The organism is Pantoea sp. MBLJ3, assembly GCF_000816655.1.
Lineage (GTDB): Bacteria > Pseudomonadota > Gammaproteobacteria > Enterobacterales > Enterobacteriaceae > Pantoea > Pantoea eucalypti.
Window position 1 is genome coordinate 1 of record NZ_JSUT01000009.1, and the last position, 26,203, is coordinate 26,203.

Consider the following 26,203-nt stretch of genomic DNA (forward strand, 5'->3'; position numbering starts at 1 on the left):
AGGCGTTGAAATGGTCATGCCAGGCGACAACATCAAAATGGTTGTTACCCTGATCCACCCAATCGCAATGGACGAAGGTCTGCGCTTCGCAATCCGCGAAGGTGGCCGTACCGTTGGCGCGGGTGTTGTTGCTAAAGTTATCGCATAATTACCGATAACGTTTGACGCAATGCACACGGAAAGGGCATCATTTGATGCCCTTTTTGCACGCTGTTTCATAGAACCTGGCTCATCAGTGATTTTTTGAATCATAATCATTGCTGAGACAGGCTCTGTTATGCGGCGTTGGATACCGAGTTACGCCTCAAAAGCTCATTCGGTTTGGACGCCTCGCACTGCGGGGCAGAATAGTTTCTGAATTATTGTGGCAGGTTGGTTTATGAGTGCGAATACCGAAGCTCAAGGGAGCGGGCGTGGCCTGGAAGCGGTAAAGTGGGTAGTAGTTGTATTACTGCTGCTTGCAGCGATTGTAGGTAACTACCTCTATCGTGATGTGTCACTGCCACTGCGTGCATTAGCCGTAGTTGTACTGATTGCAGCGGCTGGCGGCATTGCGCTTTTAACGACCAAAGGCAAAGCGACCGTGGCTTTTGCTCGTGAAGCAAGAACAGAAATGCGTAAGGTTATCTGGCCAACCCGCCAGGAAACGCTGCACACCACGTTAATCGTTGCCGCGGTTACTGCCGTGATGTCACTGATTTTGTGGGGGCTGGATGGTATTCTGGTCCGTCTGGTATCGTTTATCACTGGCCTGAGGTTCTGAGATGTCTGAAGCTCCAAAGAAACGCTGGTACGTCGTACAGGCGTTTTCCGGTTTTGAAGGCCGCGTAGCCCAATCGCTGCGCGAGCATATCAAATTGCACAACATGGAAGAGCTGTTTGGCGACGTCATGGTTCCGACTGAAGAAGTCGTTGAAATCCGTGGTGGCCAGCGTCGTAAGAGCGAGCGCAAGTTTTTCCCGGGATACGTACTGGTTCAGATGGTCATGAATGACGCCAGCTGGCACTTGGTACGCAGCGTCCCGCGCGTGATGGGTTTCATCGGCGGTACCTCTGACCGTCCGGCACCGATCAGCGATAAAGAAGTTGATGCGATCATGAACCGTCTGCAGCAGGTCGGCGACAAGCCTCGTCCGAAAACGCTGTTTGAGCCGGGTGAAATGGTTCGCGTTAATGACGGTCCATTTGCTGACTTTAACGGTGTGGTTGAAGATGTGGATTACGAGAAGAGCCGCCTGACGGTTTCCGTATCTATCTTTGGTCGTGCAACACCGGTTGAGCTGGACTTTGGTCAGGTGGAGAAAGGTTAACCTCTTTCCGCTCACAAATTAGCTGTTGCAGCAGGCGCGAAATTTAACTACAATTTCGCGCCTTTTGTTTTTATGCGCTGGCAACAGCGTGTAAATCGTTATCACGGGGAGCCTTTACAGGCGCTATAACCCAATTGAGGAAATATCATGGCTAAGAAAGTCCAAGCCTACGTCAAGCTGCAGGTTGCAGCTGGTATGGCGAACCCAAGTCCACCGGTTGGTCCAGCACTGGGTCAGCAGGGCGTTAACATCATGGAATTCTGTAAAGCGTTCAACGCTAAGACCGAATCTCTGGAAAAAGGTCTGCCGACTCCTGTTGTTATCACCGTATACAGCGACCGTTCTTTTACCTTCATTACCAAAACGCCTCCGGCTGCCGTACTGCTGAAAAAAGCAGCGGGCATCAAGTCTGGTTCTGGTAAGCCGAACAAAGATAAAGTCGGTAAAGTGACTCGTGCTCAGGTACGTGAAATCGCAGAAACCAAAGCTGCGGACATGACTGGTTCTGACGTTGAAGCGATGACTCGCTCAATCGAAGGTACTGCTCGTTCCATGGGCCTGGTAGTAGAGGACTAAGAAATGGCTAAGCTGACCAAGCGCATGACCGTAATTCGCGACAAAGTTGACGCGACCAAGCAGTATGACATTGCTGAAGCTGTTGCTCTGCTGAAAGAACTGGCTACTGCCAAGTTCGTTGAAAGCGTTGACGTTGCTGTCAACCTCGGCATTGATGCACGTAAATCTGATCAGAACGTGCGCGGCGCGACCGTTCTGCCACACGGTACTGGTCGTTCAGTACGTGTTGCTGTCTTCACCCAGGGCGCAAACGCTGAAGCTGCTAAAGCAGCAGGCGCTGAGCTGGTAGGCATGGAAGACCTGGCTGATCAGATCAAGAAAGGCGAAATGAATTTTGACGTTGTTATTGCTTCTCCGGATGCAATGCGCGTTGTTGGCCAGTTAGGCCAGATTCTGGGCCCACGCGGCCTGATGCCAAACCCGAAAGTCGGTACTGTAACCCCTAACGTTGCTGAAGCAGTTAAGAATGCTAAAGCGGGTCAGGTTCGTTATCGTAACGACAAAAACGGCATCATCCACACTACCATCGGTAAAGTGGACTTTGACGCTGACAAACTGAAAGAAAACCTGGAATCTCTGCTGGTCGCGCTGAAAAAAGCAAAACCATCTCAGGCGAAAGGCGTGTACATCAAGAAAGTCAGCCTTTCAACCACCATGGGCGCCGGCGTTGCCGTTGACCAGGCTGGTCTGAACGCAACAGCAAACTAATTGCTGCTTGAAACGGGCGAAAAATTCACCTAGAATCTTACGCCCGTTGTTCTGTTATTAGCAGAACAGGACATCAGAGAGTCGGAACTGACTGTTGCGTTTATCGCCTTTCCTTCTGACTCTGCTGTGTCACACAGAATTTAGGTTGGAGCCAGGCCTTATCCTGGCCTCCGTCCAAGACCGCAGGCGCTGTTTATCTCCGGATATTCCGCTTAATACCCTGCGTAGACGGTGACAGAACCAAAAGAATTTTTTCTTAGCTGGATTCTGCTCACCGTGTTCGAGCGCTTACCACCCTCCGGGGTGGCTAAGTGAAGTGAGTTCCGGGGAAATCCTTTCCCGGTCAAATCCAGGAGCAAAAGCTAATGGCATTAAATCTTCAAGACAAACAAGCGATTGTTGCTGAAGTCAGCGAAGTAGCCAAAGGTGCGCTTTCAGCGGTTGTTGCGGATTCCCGTGGCGTTACCGTTGATAAAATGACCGAACTGCGTAAAGCAGGCCGTGAAGCTGGCGTTTACATGCGTGTTGTTCGTAACACCCTGCTGCGCCGCGTCGTTGAAGGAACTCAGTTTGAGTGCCTGAAAGACACGTTTGTTGGTCCGACCCTGATTGCATATTCTATGGAACACCCGGGCGCTGCTGCTCGTCTGTTCAAAGATTTCGCGAAAGCGAATGCAAAATTTGAGGTCAAAGCTGCAGCCTTTGAAGGTGAGCTGATCACGGCGGCCAATATTGACCGTCTGGCAACTCTGCCGACCTACGAAGAAGCACTGGCACGTCTGATGTCGACCATGAAAGAAGCCGCTGCCGGCAAACTGGTCCGCACTCTGGCTGCTGTACGCGATGCAAAAGAAGCGGCTTAAGGCCATATTCTTTTCTTCGTACTTGCTTACGTATAAACTTTTTCTGATTCTTAGGAACAATTGTCATGTCTATCACTAAAGACCAAATTCTGGAAGCTGTTGCAGCGATGTCCGTAATGGAAGTTGTTGAGCTGGTTTCTGCAATGGAAGAAAAATTCGGCGTTTCTGCTGCTGCTGCTGTAGCTGTTGCTGCTGGCCCGGCTGAAGCTGTTGAAGAAAAAACTGAATTCGACGTAGTCCTGAAAGCTGTTGGCCCGAACAAGGTAGCAGTAATCAAAGCCGTACGTACTGCAACTGGTCTGGGCCTGAAAGAAGCCAAAGACCTGGTTGAAGCAACTGGCGTGATCAAAGAAGCAATCAGCAAAGACGACGCAGCTGCACTTGAAGCTGCTCTGAAAGAAGCTGGCGCTGAAGTTGAAGTTAAGTAAGACAACCTTCGGGTTGCAGTCTGAGTAGTTTCAGACTGATGGCTGGTGACTTTTTGGTCACCAGCCTTTTTGCGCTACAGGGTCTCAATGGGGTTTCACACTGTTTGTCCATTGTTACTCTTCAATATCTTTCTCTATCGACGACTTAATATACCGCTTTCCTGTGCGGGTTCCCTGCCTTCTCAAAAGCGATGAAATGATTTAAGCGTGATAGAAAGAGGTATTGCACTGCTGCCGCGCAGCCAGTGAATCAAACAAAATCGTGTTGCATGAACTGTCCTGTCAGGACGGACAGCGTGGGTCGACTTGTCAGCTAGCTGAGGAACCCTATGGTTTACTCCTATACCGAGAAAAAACGTATTCGTAAGGATTTTGGTAAACGTCCGCAAGTACTGGACATACCTTATCTCCTTTCCATCCAGCTCGACTCGTTCCAGAAGTTTATCGAGCAAGATCCAGAAGGTCAGTACGGACTGGAAGCTGCATTCCGTTCTGTATTCCCTATTGCGAGCTACAGCGGCAACTCTGAGTTGCAGTATGTGAGCTATCGCCTGGGTGAACCTGTCTTTGACGTGAAAGAGTGTCAGATCCGTGGCGTGACCTATTCGGCACCGCTGCGCGTGAAACTGCGTCTGGTGGTCTATGAGCGCGAAGCGCCAGAAGGCACCGTAAAAGACATTAAAGAACAAGAAGTCTACATGGGCGAAATTCCGCTCATGACCGACAACGGTACCTTTGTTATCAATGGTACCGAACGCGTTATCGTTTCTCAGCTGCACCGTAGTCCTGGCGTGTTCTTTGATAGCGATAAGGGTAAAACCCACTCATCGGGTAAAGTGCTGTACAACGCACGTATCATCCCTTACCGCGGATCATGGCTCGACTTTGAGTTTGACCCGAAAGATAACCTGTTTGTCCGTATTGACCGTCGTCGTAAGCTGCCGGCCACTATCATCTTGCGTGCGTTGCAGTTCACTACACCTCAGATCCTCGATATCTTCTTCGAGAAAGTGGTGTTTGAAATCCGTGACAACAAGCTGCAGATGGAGCTGGTGCCTGAGCGCCTGCGCGGTGAAACCGCTACCTTCGATATCGAAGCGAACGGCACCGTCTACGTCGAAAAAGCACGCCGTATTACTGCGCGCCATATCCGTCAGCTGGAAAAAGATGGCATTCAGCACATCGAAGTTCCGGTTGAATATATCGCGGGCAAAGTGGTCGCTAAAGACTACATCGATGAGAGCACCGGTGAGCTGATCATTGCAGCGAACATGGAACTGTCACTGGATCTGCTGGCTAAACTGAGCCAGTCCGGTCACAAGCGCATCGAAACGCTGTTCACCAACGATCTGGACCACGGTCCTTATATCTCCGAGACCCTGCGTGTCGACCCAACCAGCGATCGCCTGAGCGCACTGGTTGAGATCTACCGCATGATGCGTCCTGGTGAGCCGCCAACACGCGAAGCAGCAGAGAACCTGTTTGAGAACCTGTTCTTCTCTGAAGATCGTTACGATCTGTCTGCTGTTGGTCGTATGAAGTTCAACCGCTCATTACTGCGTGATGAAATCGAAGGTTCAGGCATCCTGAGCAAAGACGACATCATCGAAGTGATGAAGAAGCTGATCGACATCCGTAACGGTAAAGGCGAAGTGGACGATATCGACCACCTCGGTAACCGTCGTATTCGTTCAGTCGGTGAAATGGCTGAGAACCAGTTCCGTGTGGGTCTGGTGCGTGTTGAGCGTGCGGTTAAAGAGCGTCTGTCACTGGGCGACCTGGATACCCTGATGCCACAGGACATGATCAACGCGAAGCCGATTTCGGCCGCGGTGAAAGAGTTCTTTGGTTCAAGCCAGCTTTCTCAGTTCATGGATCAGAACAACCCGCTGTCAGAGATTACGCACAAACGTCGTATCTCTGCTCTCGGCCCGGGTGGTTTGACGCGTGAGCGTGCCGGCTTCGAAGTGCGTGACGTACACCCAACGCACTACGGTCGTGTCTGCCCAATCGAAACCCCTGAAGGTCCGAACATCGGTCTGATCAACTCCTTGTCTGTTTATGCACAGACGAACGAGTACGGTTTCCTTGAGACACCTTATCGCCGTGTTATCGACGGTCTGGTTTCTGACGAGATTCATTACCTTTCTGCTATCGAAGAGGGTAACTACGTTATCGCTCAGGCGAACGCCCCTCTTGATGATAACGGCGCGTTTGTTGATGACTTAGTCACCTGCCGTAGCAAAGGCGAATCAAGTCTGTTCAGCCGTGATCAGGTTGACTACATGGACGTTTCGACCCAACAGATCGTTTCTGTCGGTGCGTCCCTGATCCCGTTCCTGGAACACGATGACGCCAACCGCGCCCTGATGGGTGCGAACATGCAACGTCAGGCCGTTCCGACTCTGCGTGCTGACAAGCCGCTGGTTGGTACCGGTATGGAACGTGCTGTTGCTGTTGACTCCGGTGTTACCGCCGTTGCGAAACGTGGCGGTACCGTTCAGTACGTCGACGCATCACGTATCGTTATCAAAGTGAACGAAGACGAAATGCATGCTGGCGAAGCCGGTATCGACATTTATAACCTGACCAAATATACCCGTTCTAACCAGAACACCTGCATCAACCAGATGCCATGTGTTTCTCTGGGTGAGCCGGTTGAGCGCGGCGACGTGCTGGCAGATGGCCCGTCCACCGATCTGGGTGAACTGGCACTGGGCCAGAACATGCGCGTAGCGTTCATGCCGTGGAACGGCTACAACTTCGAAGACTCCATCCTGGTCTCCGAGCGTGTGGTTCAGGAAGATCGCTTTACGACTATCCATATTCAGGAACTGGCTTGCGTGTCGCGTGACACCAAACTGGGGCCGGAAGAGATTACCGCTGATATCCCGAACGTGGGTGAAGCCGCTCTCTCTAAACTGGATGAGTCAGGCATTGTCTACATCGGTGCTGAAGTGACCGGTGGTGACATTCTGGTTGGTAAGGTCACGCCGAAAGGTGAGACCCAGCTGACGCCAGAAGAGAAACTGCTGCGCGCTATCTTCGGTGAAAAAGCCTCTGACGTGAAAGATTCGTCACTGCGCGTACCGAATGGCGTGTCAGGCACCGTGATTGACGTTCAGGTCTTTACCCGCGATGGCGTGGAAAAAGACAAACGTGCGCTGGAAATTGAAGAGATGCAGCTGAAGCAGGCCAAAAAAGACCTGTCTGAAGAACTGCAGATTCTGGAAGCGGGCCTGTTCAGCCGTATTCAGAACGTCCTGATTTCTGGTGGCGTTGAAGCAGACAAACTGGACAAGCTGCCGCGCGAGCGCTGGCTGGAACTGGGTCTGACTGACGAAGCCAAGCAAAACCAGCTGGAGCAGCTGGCAGAGCAGTACGACGAACTGAAGCACGAGTTTGAGAAAAAACTCGAAGGTAAGCGTCGTAAAATCACCCAGGGCGATGATCTGGCACCAGGCGTGCTGAAAATCGTTAAGGTTTATCTGGCTGTTAAGCGTCAGATTCAGCCGGGTGACAAAATGGCAGGCCGTCACGGTAACAAAGGTGTTATCTCCAAGATCAACCCGATCGAAGATATGCCTTACGATGAAAACGGCACGCCGGTTGACATCGTTCTGAACCCGCTGGGCGTACCATCGCGTATGAACATCGGTCAGATTCTGGAAACCCACCTGGGCATGGCAGCGAAAGGCATCGGCGAAAAGATCAACGCCATGCTGAAGAAGCAGGAAGAAGTCGCGAAACTGCGCGAATTCATCCAGCGCGCCTATGACCTGGGTAGCGATCTGCGTCAGAAAGTTGACCTGAACACCTTCTCCGATGACGAAGTTCTTCGTCTGGCGGAGAACCTGAAGAAAGGTATGCCAATCGCCACTCCGGTGTTTGATGGCGCGAAAGAGAGTGAAATCAAAGAGCTGCTGCAGCTCGGCGGCTTGCCTTCTTCCGGTCAGATTACCCTGTTTGACGGCCGTACCGGTGAGCAGTTCGAACGTCAGGTAACCGTTGGCTACATGTACATGCTGAAACTCAACCACCTGGTTGATGACAAGATGCATGCACGTTCAACCGGTTCCTACAGCCTGGTTACTCAGCAGCCGCTGGGTGGTAAGGCACAGTTCGGTGGTCAGCGCTTTGGTGAGATGGAAGTATGGGCACTGGAAGCATACGGTGCCGCGTATACCCTGCAGGAAATGCTTACCGTTAAGTCTGATGACGTCAACGGCCGTACCAAGATGTATAAAAACATCGTTGACGGTAACCATCAGATGGAACCGGGCATGCCGGAATCCTTCAACGTACTGTTGAAAGAGATTCGCTCGCTGGGTATCAACATCGAGCTGGAAGACGAGTAACCCCTTTTCAGGCTGCGGTTCGCCGCCGCCTGATAGCGCAGGGTTTAAAGCGCTCGCAATTGTACTGGTTACGGGGCGTTCAATTTCGGTTGGACGCCCTCTGAGTCTCACTCCGACGGGAGCTAATCCGTGAAAGACTTACTTAAGTTTCTGAAAGCGCAAACTAAGACCGAAGAGTTTGATGCGATCAAAATTGCGCTGGCTTCGCCAGACATGATCCGTTCCTGGTCTTTTGGTGAAGTGAAAAAGCCAGAAACCATTAACTACCGTACTTTTAAGCCAGAGCGCGATGGTCTGTTCTGTGCCCGTATCTTCGGGCCGGTAAAAGACTATGAGTGCCTGTGCGGCAAGTATAAGCGCCTGAAACACCGTGGTGTGATTTGTGAGAAGTGCGGCGTTGAAGTGACCCAGACTAAAGTACGCCGTGAGCGTATGGGCCACATCGAACTGGCGTCGCCGACTGCGCACATCTGGTTCCTGAAGTCACTGCCATCGCGTATCGGCTTACTGCTGGATATGCCACTGCGTGACATCGAGCGCGTGCTCTACTTTGAATCTTACGTTGTAATCGAAGGTGGCATGACCAACCTCGAGAAGCGTCAGATCCTGACTGAAGAGCAGTACCTTGACGCTCTGGAAGAGTTCGGTGACGAGTTCGACGCCAAAATGGGCGCCGAAGCGATCCAGGCCCTGTTGAAAAACATGGATCTGGAGCAGGAGTGCGAGCAGCTGCGTGAAGAGCTGAACGAAACCAACTCCGAAACCAAACGTAAAAAGCTGACCAAGCGTATCAAGCTGCTGGAAGCGTTCGTACAGTCTGGTAACAAGCCAGAGTGGATGATCCTGACCGTGCTGCCTGTTCTGCCACCGGATCTGCGTCCGCTGGTACCGCTGGATGGTGGCCGTTTCGCAACGTCGGATCTGAACGATCTTTATCGTCGCGTGATCAACCGTAACAACCGTCTAAAGCGCCTGCTGGATCTGGCTGCGCCAGATATCATCGTACGCAACGAAAAGCGTATGTTGCAGGAAGCGGTCGATGCACTGCTGGACAACGGTCGTCGCGGTCGTGCGATCACCGGTTCCAACAAGCGTCCGCTGAAATCGCTGGCTGACATGATCAAAGGTAAGCAGGGTCGTTTCCGTCAGAACCTGCTGGGTAAACGTGTCGACTATTCTGGTCGTTCGGTTATCACCGTTGGTCCATACCTGCGTCTGCATCAGTGCGGTCTGCCTAAGAAAATGGCACTCGAACTGTTCAAACCGTTCATTTACGGCAAGCTGGAACTGCGTGGCCTGGCCACCACCATCAAAGCCGCGAAGAAAATGGTTGAGCGCGAAGAAGCGGTTGTCTGGGATATCCTCGACGAAGTGATCCGTGAGCACCCGGTTCTTCTGAACCGTGCGCCTACGCTGCACCGTCTGGGTATTCAGGCCTTTGAACCGGTTCTGATCGAAGGTAAAGCAATCCAGCTGCACCCGCTGGTTTGTGCGGCCTATAACGCCGACTTCGATGGTGACCAGATGGCTGTTCACGTACCGCTGACGCTGGAAGCCCAGCTGGAAGCGCGTGCGCTGATGATGTCGACTAACAACATCCTGTCACCTGCGAACGGCGAGCCAATCATCGTTCCTTCTCAGGACGTTGTACTGGGTCTGTATTACATGACCCGTGACTGTGTTAACGCTAAAGGCGAAGGCATGGTGCTGACTGGCCCGAAAGAAGCTGAGCGTGTTTATCGCGCTGGCCTGGCCTCTCTGCATGCTCGCGTTAAAGTGCGTATCACTGAACACGAGAAAAACGAGCAGGATGAGTGGGTTGCTAAAACCAGCATCATCGATACAACGATTGGCCGTGCCATCCTGTGGATGATCGTGCCGAAAGGTCTGCCGTTCTCTATCGTTAACCAGGCGCTGGGCAAAAAAGCTATCTCCAAAATGCTTAACACCTGTTACCGCATTCTGGGTCTGAAGCCGACGGTTATCTTTGCTGACCAGACCATGTACACCGGTTTCGCTTACGCTGCCCGTTCAGGCGCGTCAGTCGGTATCGATGATATGGTTATTCCAGAGAAGAAAGTGGAAATCATCACCGAAGCGGAAGCGGAAGTGGCTGAAATTCAGGAACAGTTCCAGTCTGGTCTGGTAACCGCAGGCGAACGTTACAACAAAGTCATCGATATCTGGGCAGCAGCCAACGAACGTGTTGCCAAGGCGATGATGGAAAACCTCTCTACCGAAGTTGTGATTAACCGCGACGGTGCAGAAGAGCGACAGGTTTCCTTTAACAGCATCTTTATGATGGCCGACTCCGGTGCGCGTGGTTCTGCTGCACAGATTCGTCAGCTGGCCGGTATGCGTGGTCTGATGGCGAAACCAGATGGTTCCATCATCGAAACACCAATCACGGCGAACTTCCGTGAGGGTTTGAACGTACTTCAGTACTTCATCTCAACCCACGGTGCACGTAAAGGTCTGGCGGATACCGCACTGAAAACGGCGAACTCCGGTTATCTGACGCGTCGTCTGGTTGACGTTGCACAGGATCTGGTTGTTACCGAAGATGACTGTGGTACACACGAAGGCATCATGATGACGCCTGTCATCGAAGGTGGCGACGTTAAAGAGCCACTGCGTGAACGTGTACTGGGTCGTGTGACGGCAGAAGACGTTCTGAAGCCGGGCACTGCTGACATTCTGGTCCCACGCAACACGCTGCTCGATGAGCACTGGTGTGACGTGCTGGAACTGAACTCAGTTGACAGCCTGAAAGTCCGCTCTGTTGTAGGTTGTGAAACCGACTTTGGTGTGTGTGCGCATTGCTACGGTCGCGACCTGGCACGTGGTCACATCATCAACAAAGGTGAAGCGATCGGTGTTATCGCAGCACAGTCCATCGGTGAGCCAGGTACACAGCTGACGATGCGTACGTTCCACATCGGTGGTGCGGCATCACGTGCGGCTGCTGAATCCAGCATTCAGGTGAAGAACAAAGGTACCATCAAGCTGACCAACGCCAAGTCCGTAACGAACTCGGCAGGCAAGCTGGTGATCACCTCGCGTAACGTTGAACTGAAAATGATCGACGAATTTGGTCGTACCAAAGAGAGCTATAAAGTTCCTTATGGTTCTACCATGGCGAAAGGTGATGGTGAGCAGGTTGCCGCGGGCGAAACCGTTGCAAACTGGGATCCGCATACCATGCCAGTCATCACCGAAGTGGGCGGTTTCATTCGCTTCACTGACATGGTTGATGGCCAGACCATTACCCGTCAGACAGATGACTTAACCGGTCTCTCTTCGCTGGTGGTTCTGGACAGTGCTGAACGTACTGCGGGCGGTAAAGATCTGCGTCCTGCGCTGAAAATTGTTGATGCCAACGGCAACGACGTTCTGATCCCGGGCACCGATATGCCGGCTCAGTACTTCCTGCCAGGTAAAGCGATTGTTCAGCTGGAAGATGGCGTTAAGATCAGTGCCGGTGACACGTTAGCGCGTGTTCCGCAGGAATCTGGCGGTACCAAAGATATCACCGGTGGTCTGCCACGCGTTGCTGACCTGTTCGAAGCGCGTCGTCCGAAAGAGCCCGCGATTCTGGCGGAGATCAGCGGCATCATCTCCTTCGGTAAAGAGACCAAAGGTAAGCGTCGTCTGGTCATTACCCCGCTGGATGGTAGCGAGCCGTACGAAGAGATGATTCCGAAATGGCGTCAGCTGAACGTGTTCGAAGGTGAACGTGTTGAGCGCGGTGACGTGGTTTCCGATGGCCCAGAGTCTCCACATGACATCCTGCGCTTGCGTGGCGTGCATGCGGTGACCCGTTACATCACTAACGAAGTGCAGGAAGTTTACCGTCTGCAGGGCGTTAAGATTAACGATAAGCACATCGAAGTCATCGTTCGTCAGATGCTGCGTAAAGCAACCATCGTGAGCGCAGGAAGTGCAGACTTCCTGGAAGGTGAGCAGGCTGAATTCTCTCGCATCAAGATCTCTAACCGTGATCTGGAAGCGAACGGAAAAGTTGGCGCAACCTTCATGCGTGACCTGTTGGGTATTACCAAAGCGTCACTGGCTACCGAATCGTTCATCTCTGCAGCATCGTTCCAGGAGACGACACGTGTCCTGACCGAAGCAGCAGTTGCAGGCAAGCGCGACGAACTGCGCGGCCTGAAAGAGAACGTCATCGTGGGTCGTCTGATTCCGGCCGGTACCGGTTATGCGTACCATCAGGATCGTATGCGCCGTAAAGCGGCAGGTGAAGTGCCGGTTGCACCGCAGGTTACTGCGGATGAAGCCTCAGCCAGCCTGGCTGAACTGTTGAACGCCGGTCTCGGCGGCAACAAAAACGATTAATCGTTCTTTGCCTGATAAAAACCCTGCCTCGGCAGGGTTTTTTTTGTCTGTCATTCAGGCATTCCAGTCGTTGCGCCTGAGACCAATGTCTTTCAACTGACTGTCACTCAGTTTCGACAGGATGACGCGGGTTTCACGCCGTAGTTGCCAGCGTTTATAACTACGCCACACGAAACGAACCAGCTGGTAAGGTGTGCCTGTAAAGGGTTTAGCTGCGCGATTCTCGTCGTATCCCATGATAGTGCCCTCAGTGAAGTATCTGATGACCATTTTCATCGCATCGCTCTGTATGATACAGACGCAAAAATCACCTTTTTTTAACATACAGATTGCGGTTGTCGTGATCTGAATGGTAAAAAAGAAGCATAACTGTACTGGTTAATGCTCATCATCTGAGACAGAGGAAATACAATGACGCGATATGAACATCTGGCCACACTGCTGGCTCAGCGCATTGAACAGGGTTTATATCGCAGTGGTGAGCGCCTGCCTTCGGTACGCAGTCTGAGTGCCGAACATGGCGTCAGTATCAGCACCGTACAGCAGGCTTATCATCTGCTGGAAGAGAAGCAGATGATCACGCCGCAGTCTCGCTCCGGCTATTTTGTCGCCTCGCGCAAAGCAACACCCCCGATGCCTGCGCTGACCCGTCCTGCACAGCGGCCGGTTGAGGTGACGCAGTGGGATGCGGTGCTGGAGCTGATTAACAGCCGACTGGAGGATGATGTGTTGCAGCTGGGCAGTGGCATGCCGGATGTGACTCAGCCGACGCTTAAGCCGCTGTGGAAAGCATTCAGCCGTCAGGCGCAGAAGCAGGACATGGCGCTGCTGAATTATGACAACCTCTATGGTGTTCTCGCGCTGCGACAACAGGTTGCACGGCTGGCAATAGACAGCGGCTGCCAGCTCACCGCCGATGACATTGTTATTACCACCGGCTGCCATGAGGCGTTATCGGTCGCCGTTCGGGCTGTCTGCGAGCCGGGCGATATCATTGCCGTTGAGTCACCGTCGTTTCACGGCATCATGCAAACCCTGCGCGGCTTTGGCATTCGTGCCATTGAGATCCCAACAGATGCGGTCACCGGCATCAGTCTGGAAGCGCTGGAACTGGCCTTTGATCAATGGCCGATTAAAGCAGTCGTTGTTGTGCCGAACTGCAATAATCCTCTGGGATTCATCATGCCTGAACAGCGTAAGCGGGCATTGCTGGCGCTGGCGCAGCGGTTTGATGCGGCGGTAATCGAAGATGATGTTTATGGTGAGTTAGCCTGGGAATACCCGCGCCCACCTACTATTAAAGCGCTGGATCTCGATGGCCGGGTTCTGCTGTGCAGCTCTTTTTCTAAAACGCTGGCGCCCGGTTTACGTGTCGGCTGGGTTGCACCAGGACGCTATCGCGACCGCGTGCTGCACATGAAATATATCGTCACAGGCTCCACCGCCACGCAGCCTCAGCATGCGGTTGCGGAGTTTATCCGCCAGGGCCATTATCAGCTGCATCTACGGCGGATGCGGCAAATCTATCATCGTAACTATGAAACCTTTAGCTGCTGGGTGCGCCACTACTTTCCCTGCGGCATCTGCGTTTCCCGCCCTCAGGGCGGTTTTCTGATGTGGATTGAACTCCCGGAAGCATTTGATGCGGTCCTGCTTAACCGGGAACTGCGCGAGTCAAAAATTCAGATTGCCGCAGGCTCACTCTTTTCGGCCTCGGGCAAATATCGCAACTGCCTGCGCTTAAACTACGGGCTGCCAATAAACGAGCAAACTGAACAGGCGCTGGCGCGGGTGGGTGCGGCCGTCGAACGCGCTATGCTCTCGTGCCAGCATGAGCCGCAGACTTCAGCCTCTGCTATCGTATAGAGGAAAGAAGAAGCAGGGCCGGCAAGAGGAGGGAACCGGCCCTGGTCAGTTAACCTTAACCTGACGGATGCCACGTTAAGGTTTTGGCTCACAGCACGCCAGCGGCAACCCTCACGTTTGCGCGCTGCTTTCCTGGAAGAATGCGGGCATTACCTGTTTTGCAGCGGCTATGTGGCACAGCTTCCACAAATCCTTAATGACCAGGTTCTGCCAGCGCCATCAGTGTCCGGGTTGCTTCACGCCAGTCATCTGCCTGAGTAATCGCACTCACTACCGCAATACTTCCAACGCCGGTAGCCAGTACCTCAGGTGCTCGCGCAATCGAGATACCGCCAATCGCCACAGTGGGAATATGCGTCAGGCGTGCCAGATGTCGCTTCAGCTGCTCAATGCCCTGCGGCGCAGAAGGCATCTCTTTAGTCTGCGTCGGGAAAATATGCCCAAGTGCGATGTAAGAGGGCTGGATTGCCAGCGCGCGATCCAGCTCCGCGTCGTCATGGGTGGAGAGCCCCAGACGCAATCCGGCCTGATGAATGCGGGCAAGATCAGCCACATCCATATCCTCCTGCCCCAGATGTATGCCATAAGCCTGATGTTTAATTGCCAGCTGCCAGTAGTCATTGATAAACAGGCGTGCGTCATAGCGTTTTCCCAGTGCAATCGCATGGGCAATAGCGGGCTCAGCGATCGCATCGGGCTGATCCTTAATGCGCAGCTGCAGCGTGCGAACGCCCATCTCCAGCAGGCGTTCAATCCACTCGGGGCTATCAACCACCGGATAAAGCCCCAGGCGCGGGGCGGTAGCAGGGAATGCGGGCATCGTTACTCCTCCTTAATGGCATCGGCAGGGTGATAAAGCTCACCGCCGTGGCTGCGAAAACGGTCTGACATCTGCGCCATGCCCACTTCAACCGGCTCGGCACGCGCATCCTGGCGTGCTGCAAACTCGCGCACCTCCTGAGAAATTTTCATTGAGCAGAATTTAGGGCCACACATCGAGCAGAAATGAGCCACCTTTCCTGACTCCTGCGGCAGGGTTTCGTCATGCATAGCCCGCGCCGTGTGGGGATCCAGCGCCAGATTGAATTGATCTTCCCAGCGGAATTCAAAGCGCGCTTTGGACATGGCGTTATCACGGATCTGCGCAGCGGGGTGGCCTTTGGCCAGATCGGCGGCATGCGCCGCGATTTTGTAGGTGATCAATCCCTGTTTCACATCCTCTTTGTTGGGCAGACCCAGATGCTCTTTAGGTGTGACATAACACAGCATCGCACAACCAAACCAGCCAATCATGGCGGCACCGATACCCGAGGTGAAATGGTCATAGCCGGGCGCGATATCGGTGGTCAGCGGACCGAGGGTGTAGAAGGGGGCTTCATCGCACAGCTCGAGCTGTTCCGTCATGTTGCGGCGGATCATATGCATCGGCACGTGGCCCGGACCTTCAATCATTACCTGAACATCATATTCCCAGGCAATACGGGTCAGTTCACCCAGGGTACGCAGTTCGGCAAACTGCGCTTCATCGTTGGCATCCTGAATCGAACCCGGACGCAGGCCATCGCCCAGCGACAGGGAGACATCGTACGCCGTACAGATTTCACAGATCTCACGGAAGTGCTGATAGAGGAAACTCTCCTGATGATGGGACAGGCACCACTTCGCCATGATCGATCCGCCCCGCGAGACGATGCCGGTCAGACGTTTCGCCGTCATCGGGACATAACGCAGTAGCACGCCCGCGTGGATAGTGAAGTAATCGACGCCCTGTTCCGCCTGTTCAAGCAGCGTGTCACGGAATATTTCCCAGTTCAGCGCCTCCGCCACGCCATTCACTTTTTCCAGCGCCTGATAGATCGGCACCGTACCAATAGGCACCGGGCTGTTGCGCAAAATCCATTCGCGCGTTTCATGAATATAACGACCGGTAGAGAGATCCATCACCGTATCGGCACCCCAGCGAGTTGACCAGACCAGCTTTTCCACTTCTTCTTCAATGGAAGAGGTCACCGCCGAATTACCGATGTTGGCGTTAACCTTAACCAGAAAGTTGCGGCCTATGATCATGGGCTCTGATTCAGGGTGATTGATATTCGCCGGGATGATAGCGCGTCCGGCAGCAACTTCCTGACGCACAAACTCGGGGGTGATGCGGGCGGGAAGATGCGCACCAAAGCTGTGACCCGGATGCTGTTGCAGCAGCACCTCACTGCGGATTCGCTCGCGCCCCATGTTTTCGCGCAGAGCGATAAACTCCATCTCCGGGGTGATGATCCCCTGGCGGGCATAGTGCAGCTGCGTGACGCGGCGCCCGGCACGGGCACGGCGCGGTGTCGGAAGGTGATCGAAGCGCAGATGATCCAGCCCCTCGTCAGCCAGTCGCTGTTGGGTATAGCCTGAGCTGTTCTGTTCAAGAAGTTCGCTGTCGCCGCGTTCAGTAATCCAGCGCGCGCGCAGCTTTTCCAGGCCACGATGCACATCAATCTCTGCCGCGGGATCACCATAAGCGCCTGCCGTGTCATAGACCGGCACCGCTTCATTTTGCTCATAGAGAGGCTGTTCTTTGCTACCGCCAGTGTGGGTCGGGCTCAGGGTAATTTCACGCATGGGTACGCGAATATCCTTCCGGCTGCCGGTAATCCAGATGCGACGGGACTGGGGAAAGGCACTGCCGCTTTGCAGAGAATCGATAAATTCCTGCGCCTGGGCACGCTGTTCACGACGGGTCATTTTTGGGTCAGACATAGCAATCTTCCTGTTAAGAGGGAACGATGCTTGTCCGGAGTTCGGAAGGAGTAACCGTATAGACAGCGTAAGCGTGCTGACATACAGAGAATATTTACTCTTGTTCCCTTCGCAGGTTCTAACCTGATCAGGTTCCGCGGATCCCGAATTAACGGTCTCAGCCCAACTGGGCACTCCGACAAGAAGCTACTTTTTGCACTGGCGTCCTGTAACAGACCCCGGCGTAAAAAGCTTAAATTTCAATGCACAAATAAAAAAGGTTCTTTGGAAAGCGCTCCGCAGAACCTGTTTAGCATAAAAGGGCTGGAAGATAATCTCAACCCCTTTCCCGACGGCGATAATCAGGCCGGGCGGGCGATTTGGCTGTCATTCGCCACTGGCGGGGGGACGAGCTTGTTGTCCCATGCCAGCTGAATCAGCTTATCTTCAAGTGTAAACCGGGCTTCCAGCACTTCGCCCACTTCGGACAACGCCTGCTGGAAGGTCATGCAGTTTTCGTCATCAATCGCCTGCTGAAGGTGGCCGTCATAGAGCTGCATCAGACGTTCCGTATTGGCCTCCAGCGGGGGATAAATCTGCGCGGCAGCGATCATCGGGCTGTCGCCACTCATTTCACTGATCACACGCTCATAGATACTGAAGTGACCCGCAGAAAGATAATCGACCAGGCCATGACAGAAGTTGTCGAGCGCCTGTTCATCCAGACGCGTCAGCGCCTCTTTATTAGGTTTAAGACCCACCAGGTGATAATAGGTCACCAGTAGCTGACGACGGGCTTCAAGCCACGAATCGACCAGTTCATTACTGCCACCTACGCGTTCAGCCAGGACGTCTAACTGGTTAAGCATATCTAACTCCATGTGAGTTATAGTTGTTTATCTACACACTTAACATCAGGGCTTCAGCGTGCGATTTGACGCTAAGGATGACGAAATAAATGCAATGCGAAATCTCAAGCGTAGACGCTGGATGGTGGATTGTCAGCCATGAACAGAAAATTTGGTTGCCACAAGGTGATTTACCCCACGGAAACGCCGAAAAATTTGGTTTAACTGGCAGTATGGCCCGGACCATTGGTGAGTGGCAGGGCGAAAAAGTCTGGCTGATTTGTGAACCGCGTTCTGCCGATATGTTCTCAGTCCGTCAGCTAATCGATCAGGATGCAGCGCTGTTTCAGCTGGTGGGTCGCGGTGTTCAGCTGGCGGAATTCTACCGTTCTCATCGCTGGTGCGGTTATTGCGGCCATGAAATGCATCACAGCAAACATGAGTTTGCCTGTCTCTGCAGCCATTGCCGCGAGCGTTACTATCCGCAGATTGCACCCTGCATTATTGTGGCGATCCGTCGCGGCGATGAAATCCTGCTGGCGAACCATGCCCGCCATCGCAATAAGGTCTATACCGTGCTGGCGGGGTTTGTCGAAGTTGGTGAGACACTGGAGCAGGCCGTGGCCCGTGAAGTGATGGAAGAGAGCAATATCCGCGTCAAAAATGTCCGTTACGTGACCTCCCAGCCGTGGCCCTTCCCGCAATCGCTGATGACAGCATTTATGGCAGAGTATGACAGCGGCGATCTGCAACACGACGGCAAAGAACTGCTGGATGCGGCCTGGTTCCGTTTTGATGACCTGCCGTTGCTGCCACCTCCCGGCACCGTGGCGCGTCGTCTGATTGAAGATACTGTCGCCCTGTGCCGCGCCGAAGCGTGAAAGTGCTACACTACACGCCTGTTATTGAGAGAGTGTTGAGATGAGTGAACTGAAGAACGATCGTTATTTGCGTGCCCTGTTACGCCAGCCAGTTGATGTCACGCCGGTATGGATGATGCGACAAGCCGGTCGCTATTTGCCGGAGTACAAAGCGACACGCGCCCAGGCGGGTGACTTTATGTCGCTATGCAAAAACGCCGAGCTGGCCTGCGAAGTCACCCTGCAGCCGCTGCGCCGTTATCCGCTGGATGCCGCTATCCTCTTCAGTGACATCCTGACCATTCCTGATGCGATGGGACTGGGTCTCTACTTTGAAACCGGCGAAGGCCCGCGTTTCTCTAACCCTGTGACCTGTCGCGCTGACGTTGAGCGTTTACCGGTACCCGATCCAGAAATGGAACTGGGCTACGTGATGAATGCGGTCCGCACCATCCGTAAGAACCTGAACGGCGATCTGCCGCTGATTGGCTTCTCAGGCAGTCCATGGACGCTGGCCACCTACATGGTGGAAGGTGGCAGCAGCAAGGCGTTTACCAAAATCAAAAAGATGATGTATGCCGATCCGGCTACGCTGCACGCGATGCTGGATAAGCTGGCCGACAGCGTCATCCTCTACCTCAATGCTCAGATCCGCGCCGGTGCGCAGTCTGTCATGGTGTTTGATACCTGGGGCGGCGTGCTGACCGGTCGTGATTATCGCGAGTTCTCACTTCACTACATGCATAAAATTGTTGATGGCTTGCTGCGTGAAAATGACGGTCGCCGCGTGCCGGTGACGCTCTTCACCAAAGGCGGCGGGCAGTGGCTGGAAGCGATGGCAGCCACCGGTTGTGATGCGCTGGGTCTCGACTGGACCACCGATATTGACGACGCCCGCCGTCGCGTGGGCGACAAAGTTGCGCTACAGGGCAACATGGATCCTTCAATGCTCTATGCGGCACCGGAGCGTATTGAACAGGAAGTGGCCGGCATCCTGGAACGTTTTGGCTCGGGTACCGGGCATGTCTTCAATCTGGGTCACGGCATTCATCAGGATGTACCACCTGAAAATGCGGGTGTCTTTGTTGAAGCGGTGCATCGTTTATCACGTCCCTGGCATCAGGAGTAATTATGGACATTGCCGCACTCCGCGCTGAGCAGTTACAACGCGCCGCTGAGGTAGTGCGTGAGGATGACTTTGATGTGCTGCCGCCCCGTTTTATCGGCGGGGCGGACGTTGGATTTGAGCAGGAAGGCACCGTAACGCGGGCGGCGATGGTGATACTGGAGTATCCCTCGCTAACGCTGGTGGAGCATCGTATCGCGCGCGTTGAGACCACCATGCCCTACATTCCGGGCTTTCTCTCATTCCGCGAGTATCCGGCACTGATGGCCGCCTGGCAGATGCTGGAACAAAAGCCGGACCTGCTGTTTGTGGATGGGCACGGTATTTCGCATCCAAGACGACTGGGCGTCGCATCGCATTTTGGCCTGCTGGTGGATGTGCCGACGATTGGCGTTGCGAAAAGCCGTTTGTGCGGTCGTTTTGACGATCTGGACGCGCAGCCCGGGAGCCGGCAGCCGCTGATCGACAAAGGTGAGCAAATTGGCTGGGTATGGCGCAGCAAGCTGCGTTGTAATCCGTTGTTTGTCGCCACGGGTCATCGCGTCAGCCTGAATACTGCGCTGCAGTGGGTCGAAAACTGTACGCGCGGTTACCGGTTGCCGGAACCGACCCGCTGGGCCGATGCGGTTGCCTCGAACAGAACCGCTTTCCAGCGCTGGCAAAACGCGCTTTAACACTGTTTGTGCTGCGGTTTTGCAGTTACACTGCGGCCAGCGAAACGAATAAGAGCCACCTTTATGTTACAAAATCCCGTTCATCTGCGTCTGGCGAAGCTGGAAAGCTGGCAGCACCTTACGTTTATGGCCTGCCTGTGCGAGCGCATGTATCCCAACTATCGGGCGTTCTGCGAGCAGACTGAATTTGCCGATCCGGCGCTCTATCGTCGCATTCTTGATCTGATCTGGGAAAACCTGACGGTCAAAGATGCGAAGATTAACTTCGACAGCCAGCTGGAAAAGCTCGAAGCTGCCATTCCGGATGGCGATGCGTTTGACGTTTACGGCGTTTACCCGGCTATTGATGCCTGCGTGGCACTAAGCGAAGTCGTGCATGCGCAGCTGAGCGGTGAAACGCTTGAACATGCAATTGAAGTCAGCGAGACGTCAATTACCACTGTCGCTATGCTGGAGATGACCCAGGCTGGGCGCGAAATGACCGATGACGAGCTGCGTGAAAACCCGGCTATCATCGATGAGTGGGACCTTCAGTGGGAGATTTTCCGCCTGCTGGCGGAGTGTGAAGAGCGCGACCTTGAATTGATTAAAGGTCTGCGATCTGATCTGCGTGAAGCTGGAATTAGCAACATCGGTATAAATTTCCAGCAGTAAGGCGATAAAACGTGACTTCAGGCCCGAATTAGCGCGCCTGGAGGCTTCACATTGGCCCCCTGTCTGGTCTACATTTGGGGGGCTGAAAATTGTGGCTATCGGTGCGTGCAGGCAGAAGAGTGCCAGAATATGGCTTTTCCCTCGCACTCGTTGCTTAGCAAGCGATAAATACACTTTAAGGATAACTTATGAACAAGACTCAACTGATTGATGTGATCGCAGAAAAAGCTGACCTGTCTAAAACCCAGGCAAAGGCAGCGCTGGAATCTACTCTGGCTGCGATCACTGAGTCTCTGAAAGATGGTGATGCTGTACAACTGGTTGGTTTTGGTACTTTTAAAGTGAACCACCGCGCTGAGCGTACCGGTCGTAACCCGCAGACTGGCAAAGAGATCAAAATCGCTGCAGCAAATGTACCGGCATTCGTGTCTGGTAAAGCGCTGAAAGACGCCGTTAAGTAAGACGTCGCACTGCGGTTAAGCTTTAAAACAGGGGGCGTTTCGCCCCTTTTGTTTAAGAGGCCAGCCATCATGACCCCGCTGTTTCAGCGTTTTTGTATTCTGTTTCTCTCCCTGATTCTTTTCGGTTGCAGCTCAACTCCGGATATTCCTCCTTTTTCTGCCAGTGGCTATCTTGCCGATCGTGGTGTTGTCCGTATCTGGCGCAAAAATAGCGATCATCAGTCGGTCCATATTCGCACCCTCTATACACCCTTCAGTGGCGGTGAAGGTGAAGTGACAGATTACGTCTGGCTGGAAGGGTCGTTGATCAGCATTCAGCGCCAGGTAAAGGGCAAACAGCCTGACGATGTGACCCTGCGCTTTGATCAGGCGGGTGGTCTCAACTTCATGCAGCGCCAGCTTGCAGGGCGGCGTGAGGCGGTCAGCCCGGATGCCATTGAGCTCTATAAGTTTGATGCGGAGCGGATGCGTAACCTCAGCGATGCGCTTTTAAGCGGCAGGGTGTTTCTGAAGCAGGGACACTGGCTGGGAAGCGATCGACTGGAGACGTGTGAAGGCCAGCAGGTCAGACCCGCTTTTGACGCTGACGATCGGCAGTTGCTGATACAGCAGCAGCAGAGCGCATCGGCACCGCTCATGGTGTCGTGGCTTGAAGCGCCGGAAGGGCTACAGTTGTTGCGGGTCAGTCAGCAGGATGACTGCTCACAGCAGCCGACAGAAGACGATATGTGAAGTGAAAAGGGGGCACGCTGTGCCCCCTGTGCTTATTTACGATTAATGGCGCGGTAGCCAATGTCGCGGCGACAGAAGCTACCCTGCCATGAGATCGGCTTTGTCAGCTCGTAAGCCCGCTTTTGTGCGGCTGCTACGTCGTCGCCCAGCGCGGTGACACACAGCACGCGGCCACCGTTGGTCAGCACCCGATCTTCTTCCAGACGTGTTCCGGCGTGGAATACCTTACCGTCAGCCACTTCCTCCAGTGGCAGACCATGAATCTGGTCGCCCTGCGCATAATCACCCGGATAACCGCCTGCTGCCAGTACCACACCCAGCGCAGGTCGTGGATCCCATTGTGACGTTTTCTGATCCAGCTTACCGTCACAGGCAGCCCGGCAAAGATCGACCAGATCCGACTGCAGGCGCAGCATGATCGGCTGCGTCTCCGGATCGCCAAAGCGGCAGTTGAATTCGATCACTTTCGGCTGTCCGGTATGATCGATCATCAGGCCCGCATAAAGAAAACCGGTGTAGACGTTGCCTTCAGCGGCCATGCCACGCACGGTCGGCCAGATCACCTGATCCATCACGCGCTGGTGGATCTCATCGGTAACCACCGGCGCCGGGGAGTAGGCACCCATGCCGCCCGTGTTGGGACCGGTGTCGCCATCACCCACACGCTTGTGATCCTGGCTGGTGGCCATGGGCAGCACATGCTCGCCGTCCACCATCACGATGAAGCTGGCTTCTTCGCCCTCCAGAAACTCTTCAATCACAATGCGGTGTCCGGCATCACCAAAGGCATTACCGGCCAGCATATCCTGAACCGCATCCTCCGCTTCCTGCAGCGTCATCGCGACAATCACGCCTTTACCTGCGGCCAGGCCGTCGGCTTTTATAACGATTGGCGCGCCTTTCTCGCGCAGATATGCGAGAGCGGGCTCAACCTCGGTGAAGTTCTGGTATTCGGCACTCGGGATCTGATGACGTGACAGGAAATCTTTGGTGAAGGCTTTAGAACCTTCCAGCTGTGCAGCGGCCTGAGTCGGACCGAAGATAGCGAGGCCTGCCTTACGGAACGCATCGACCACGCCGATCACCAGCGGCGCTTCAGGTCCGACAATCGTCAGATCGATCTTTTCGCGCTGGGCAAATTCCAGCAGGGCGGGAACATCTGTCGCACTGATCGCAATATTCTGAAGCGCAGGCTCTAATGCGGTGCCCGCGTTACCCGGCGCGACAAACACCGTTTCCGCTAACGGCGACTGAGCCGCTTTCCAGGCCAGAGCATGTTCACGTCCGCCATTACCGATTACTAAAATTTTCATCTGTTACTCTCCAGAACAATTAATGGCGGAAGTGGCGCATGTCGGTGAAGATCATGGCAATGCCGTGCTCATCAGCCGCCGCAATCACTTCTTCATCACGGATGGAGCCGCCAGGCTGGATAACACAGCTCACGCCGGACGCCGCTGCAGCATCAATTCCATCACGGAACGGGAAGAAAGCATCTGACGCCATGGCGGATCCTTTTACTTCCAGACCTTCATCGGCTGCTTTGATACCTGCAATTTTAGCGGAGTAGACGCGGCTCATCTGCCCGGCACCTATACCAATTGTCATGTTGTCGCGCGCATAAACAATGGCATTGGACTTAACAAACTTCGCCACTTTCCAGCAGAACAGCGCATCACGCAGCTCCTGCCCGGTTGGCTGGCGTTTGCTGACCACGCGCAACTGGCTGGCATCCACCATACCGAGATCGCGATCCTGGACCAGCAGGCCACCATTGACGCGTTTGAAATCCAGTGCGGCAGTACGGTTTTGCCACTGACCACAGATCAGCACACGGACATTCTGTTTAGCCGCGGTAATTTTCAGCGCGGCTTCGGAAACGGCGGGTGCGATGATCACCTCAACAAACTGGCGGCTGATAATCGCCTGAGCCGTCGCTTCATCCAGCTCGCGGTTAAAGGCGATGATGCCGCCGAACGCGGAAGTTGGGTCGGTCTGATAAGCCCGCTCATAGGCTGCCAGCAGATCATCACCGGTTGCGACACCACAAGGGTTTGCATGCTTGACGATGACGCAGGCGGGTTCACTGAACTCTTTGACACACTCGAGTGCAGCATCGGTGTCAGCAATATTGTTATAGGAGAGTGCCTTGCCCTGAACCTGCTGCGCAGTGGCCACTGAGGCTTCACTGATATTCTCTTCTATATAGAAGGCTGCATCCTGATGGCTGTTTTCGCCGTAACGCATGTCCTGCTTCTTAATGAAGTTCAGATTCAGGGTACGCGGGAAACGGCCAGCGGGCTGATTGCGTTCACCGTGATAGGCGGGTACCAGGGTGCCGAAGTAGTTAGCGATCATGCTGTCATAAGCGGCGGTGTGTTCGAAGGCTTTGATTGCCAGATCGAAACGGGTCTCAAGCGTCAGTGCGTTCTCATGAGCGTCCATTTCAGCAATGATGGCATCGTAGTCGCCGCTGCTGACCACAATGGCGACATCTTTATGGTTCTTTGCAGCAGAGCGCACCATGGTCGGGCCACCGATGTCGATATTTTCCACTGCATCTTCCAGTGAACATCCTTCACGGGCGACAGTCTGTGCAAAGGGATAGAGGTTAACGACCACCATGTCGATTGGGCTGATGTCGTGCTGCGCCATGATGGCATCATCCTGGCCGCGACGACCTAAAATGCCGCCATGCACTTTCGGATGCAGGGTTTTGACGCGTCCATCCATCATTTCCGGGAAGCCGGTGTAGTCAGAGACTTCAGTGACAGCCAGACCCGCATCCGCCAGAAGGCGAGCTGTTCCACCTGTGGAGAGCAGCTCGACACCGCGACTTGAGAGCGCCTGAGCAAATTCGAGGATACCGGCTTTGTCAGAGACACTGAGCAATGCGCGGCGTACAGGACGAGGTTGTTGCATGGTGGTTTATCCCTTGGCTTTGTTTCGCGTATATAAGAGCGTTACGTCAGGCTTCATAGCGGTTTTCTCTTCTATACAGGAAGAAAAGATCAAAAACCTCAGGTAACGCCCCGAAAAGGGGTGTCCGGAATATTGCCCGGCATTGTAGCGAAAACGTTTGCGCGATGCTCGCCTAAATTCATATAGCCCGCTCTGTGTGGATAACATTGTGTGTAACTGCGTATAACAGCGGCTTTTGCTGTGGAATGCAGCGAACGCTCTCTTTTATGCAATTTATGGGTTGCGACTCTCCGACAACTCCCTATAATGCGCATCCATCAACACGGAACACCGGCAACGGGAAGCGGGTTGAGAGGCACAGGAGACTGCGCCGCCGGAGAAAAACTTCTGAAATAGAGGTTGACTCTGCAGGAGGAAAGCGTAATATACGCCACCTCGCGACAGGACGCTAACGCACTGTTCGCACTGCTCTTTAACAATTTATCAGACAATCTGTGTGGGCACTCGCAGGATTGATATCAGCGTCTTAGGACGCAAAAAAATATCAAAGCCTCACGAGTGAACACATAATGAAATTCATTATGACGTTTTACAGATGAGCACCGCTTAACTTGTTTAAGCAAATCAAACTTAAATTGAAGAGTTTGATCATGGCTCAGATTGAACGCTGGCGGCAGGCCTAACACATGCAAGTCGGACGGTAGCACAGAGAGCTTGCTCTTGGGTGACGAGTGGCGGAC

General features: G+C 53.8%; 21 protein-coding genes, 1 rRNA gene, 1 pseudogene and 1 riboswitch. Of the genes and pseudogenes, 17 read left to right on the forward strand and 6 right to left on the reverse strand.

Going from position 1 to position 26,203, the window contains the following annotated elements; translation table 11 throughout:
* The 9 genes and pseudogenes from tuf to rpoC all read left to right on the forward strand — a co-directional run.
* A pseudogene (gene tuf, locus NP77_RS23035) lies at positions 1-148 on the forward strand (elongation factor Tu); the annotation flags it as partial.
* Between the two features lie 231 nt (positions 149-379).
* Entirely contained in the window at positions 380-763 is a 384-nt protein-coding gene (gene secE, locus NP77_RS14695; protein ID WP_008927141.1) for a preprotein translocase subunit SecE, read from the forward strand.
* 1 nt (position 764) lies between these two features.
* Complete coding sequence (gene nusG, locus NP77_RS14700; RefSeq protein WP_003848088.1) at positions 765-1,310, forward strand: transcription termination/antitermination protein NusG; 546 nt, start codon at positions 765-767, stop codon at positions 1,308-1,310.
* A gap of 147 nt (positions 1,311-1,457) precedes the next feature.
* Positions 1,458-1,886, forward strand: coding sequence for a 50S ribosomal protein L11 (gene rplK / locus NP77_RS14705; RefSeq protein WP_006121495.1), 429 nt, complete (start codon positions 1,458-1,460; stop codon positions 1,884-1,886).
* Positions 1,887-1,889: 3 nt separating this feature from the next.
* Positions 1,890-2,594, forward strand: coding sequence for a 50S ribosomal protein L1 (rplA, locus tag NP77_RS14710; RefSeq protein WP_003848092.1), 705 nt, complete (start codon positions 1,890-1,892; stop codon positions 2,592-2,594).
* Between the two features lie 365 nt (positions 2,595-2,959).
* Entirely contained in the window at positions 2,960-3,457 is a 498-nt protein-coding gene (gene rplJ / locus NP77_RS14715; RefSeq protein ID WP_003848098.1) for a 50S ribosomal protein L10, read from the forward strand.
* 65 nt (positions 3,458-3,522) lie between these two features.
* Complete coding sequence (gene rplL, locus NP77_RS14720; RefSeq protein WP_008927142.1) at positions 3,523-3,885, forward strand: 50S ribosomal protein L7/L12; 363 nt, start codon at positions 3,523-3,525, stop codon at positions 3,883-3,885.
* Between the two features lie 329 nt (positions 3,886-4,214).
* A complete protein-coding gene (gene rpoB, locus NP77_RS14725; protein ID WP_008927143.1) occupies positions 4,215-8,243 on the forward strand; it encodes a DNA-directed RNA polymerase subunit beta in 4,029 nt (1,342 codons plus the stop codon).
* Positions 8,244-8,372: 129 nt separating this feature from the next.
* Positions 8,373-12,596: a DNA-directed RNA polymerase subunit beta' gene (gene rpoC / locus NP77_RS14730; protein WP_003850116.1), complete on the forward strand. Its 4,224-nt coding sequence runs from the start codon at positions 8,373-8,375 to the stop codon at positions 12,594-12,596.
* Positions 12,597-12,650: 54 nt separating this feature from the next.
* On the opposite strand, the gene NP77_RS14735 is transcribed toward rpoC, so the two are convergent.
* Positions 12,651-12,833, reverse strand: a complete 183-nt coding sequence (locus NP77_RS14735; RefSeq protein ID WP_039660706.1) for a DUF1127 domain-containing protein — start codon at positions 12,831-12,833, stop codon at positions 12,651-12,653.
* Positions 12,834-13,007: 174 nt separating this feature from the next.
* On the opposite strand from NP77_RS14735, the gene NP77_RS14740 reads away from it, so the two are divergent.
* On the forward strand, positions 13,008-14,462 hold the full coding sequence (locus NP77_RS14740; protein ID WP_039660698.1) for a PLP-dependent aminotransferase family protein: 1,455 nt from the start codon (positions 13,008-13,010) through the stop codon (positions 14,460-14,462).
* 193 nt (positions 14,463-14,655) lie between these two features.
* On the opposite strand, the gene thiE is transcribed toward NP77_RS14740, so the two are convergent.
* The 3 genes from thiE to NP77_RS14755 form a co-directional block, all read right to left on the reverse strand.
* The gene (thiE, locus tag NP77_RS14745) at positions 14,656-15,282 is read right to left on the reverse strand and encodes a thiamine phosphate synthase (protein ID WP_003850122.1); all 627 of its coding nucleotides are present in this window, start codon (positions 15,280-15,282) and stop codon (positions 14,656-14,658) included.
* Positions 15,283-15,284: 2 nt separating this feature from the next.
* Positions 15,285-17,207, reverse strand: a complete 1,923-nt coding sequence (thiC, locus tag NP77_RS14750; RefSeq protein ID WP_039660700.1) for a phosphomethylpyrimidine synthase ThiC — start codon at positions 17,205-17,207, stop codon at positions 15,285-15,287.
* Between the two features lie 87 nt (positions 17,208-17,294).
* Positions 17,295-17,395, reverse strand: a riboswitch (TPP riboswitch).
* A gap of 153 nt (positions 17,396-17,548) precedes the next feature.
* A complete protein-coding gene (locus NP77_RS14755; protein WP_003850126.1) occupies positions 17,549-18,055 on the reverse strand; it encodes an Rsd/AlgQ family anti-sigma factor in 507 nt (168 codons plus the stop codon).
* An 89-nt stretch (positions 18,056-18,144) separates the two neighbouring features.
* Between NP77_RS14755 and nudC the strand changes: the two genes are divergently transcribed.
* The 6 genes from nudC to NP77_RS14785 all read left to right on the forward strand — a co-directional run bounded on the left by nudC (position 18,145) and on the right by NP77_RS14785 (position 22,541).
* On the forward strand, positions 18,145-18,915 hold the full coding sequence (gene nudC / locus NP77_RS14760; protein ID WP_039660701.1) for an NAD(+) diphosphatase: 771 nt from the start codon (positions 18,145-18,147) through the stop codon (positions 18,913-18,915).
* 40 nt (positions 18,916-18,955) lie between these two features.
* A complete protein-coding gene (gene hemE, locus NP77_RS14765; RefSeq protein WP_008927148.1) occupies positions 18,956-20,023 on the forward strand; it encodes a uroporphyrinogen decarboxylase in 1,068 nt (355 codons plus the stop codon).
* Between the two features lie 2 nt (positions 20,024-20,025).
* Complete coding sequence (gene nfi, locus NP77_RS14770; RefSeq protein WP_003850133.1) at positions 20,026-20,694, forward strand: deoxyribonuclease V; 669 nt, start codon at positions 20,026-20,028, stop codon at positions 20,692-20,694.
* A gap of 63 nt (positions 20,695-20,757) precedes the next feature.
* Positions 20,758-21,348: a YjaG family protein gene (locus NP77_RS14775; protein ID WP_003850135.1), complete on the forward strand. Its 591-nt coding sequence runs from the start codon at positions 20,758-20,760 to the stop codon at positions 21,346-21,348.
* A 188-nt stretch (positions 21,349-21,536) separates the two neighbouring features.
* Complete coding sequence (hupA, locus tag NP77_RS14780; RefSeq protein ID WP_003850136.1) at positions 21,537-21,809, forward strand: nucleoid-associated protein HU-alpha; 273 nt, start codon at positions 21,537-21,539, stop codon at positions 21,807-21,809.
* 69 nt (positions 21,810-21,878) lie between these two features.
* The gene (locus tag NP77_RS14785) at positions 21,879-22,541 is read left to right on the forward strand and encodes a DUF1481 domain-containing protein (protein WP_003850138.1); all 663 of its coding nucleotides are present in this window, start codon (positions 21,879-21,881) and stop codon (positions 22,539-22,541) included.
* Positions 22,542-22,573: 32 nt separating this feature from the next.
* Here NP77_RS14785 and purD read toward each other — a convergent pair whose 3' ends face one another.
* Positions 22,574-23,854, reverse strand: coding sequence for a phosphoribosylamine--glycine ligase (purD, locus tag NP77_RS14790; RefSeq protein WP_039660705.1), 1,281 nt, complete (start codon positions 23,852-23,854; stop codon positions 22,574-22,576).
* 19 nt (positions 23,855-23,873) lie between these two features.
* Complete coding sequence (gene purH, locus NP77_RS14795; RefSeq protein ID WP_003850143.1) at positions 23,874-25,463, reverse strand: bifunctional phosphoribosylaminoimidazolecarboxamide formyltransferase/IMP cyclohydrolase; 1,590 nt, start codon at positions 25,461-25,463, stop codon at positions 23,874-23,876.
* A gap of 632 nt (positions 25,464-26,095) precedes the next feature.
* Between purH and NP77_RS14800 the strand changes: the two genes are divergently transcribed.
* A 16S ribosomal RNA gene (locus NP77_RS14800) occupies positions 26,096-26,203 on the forward strand; the annotation flags it as partial.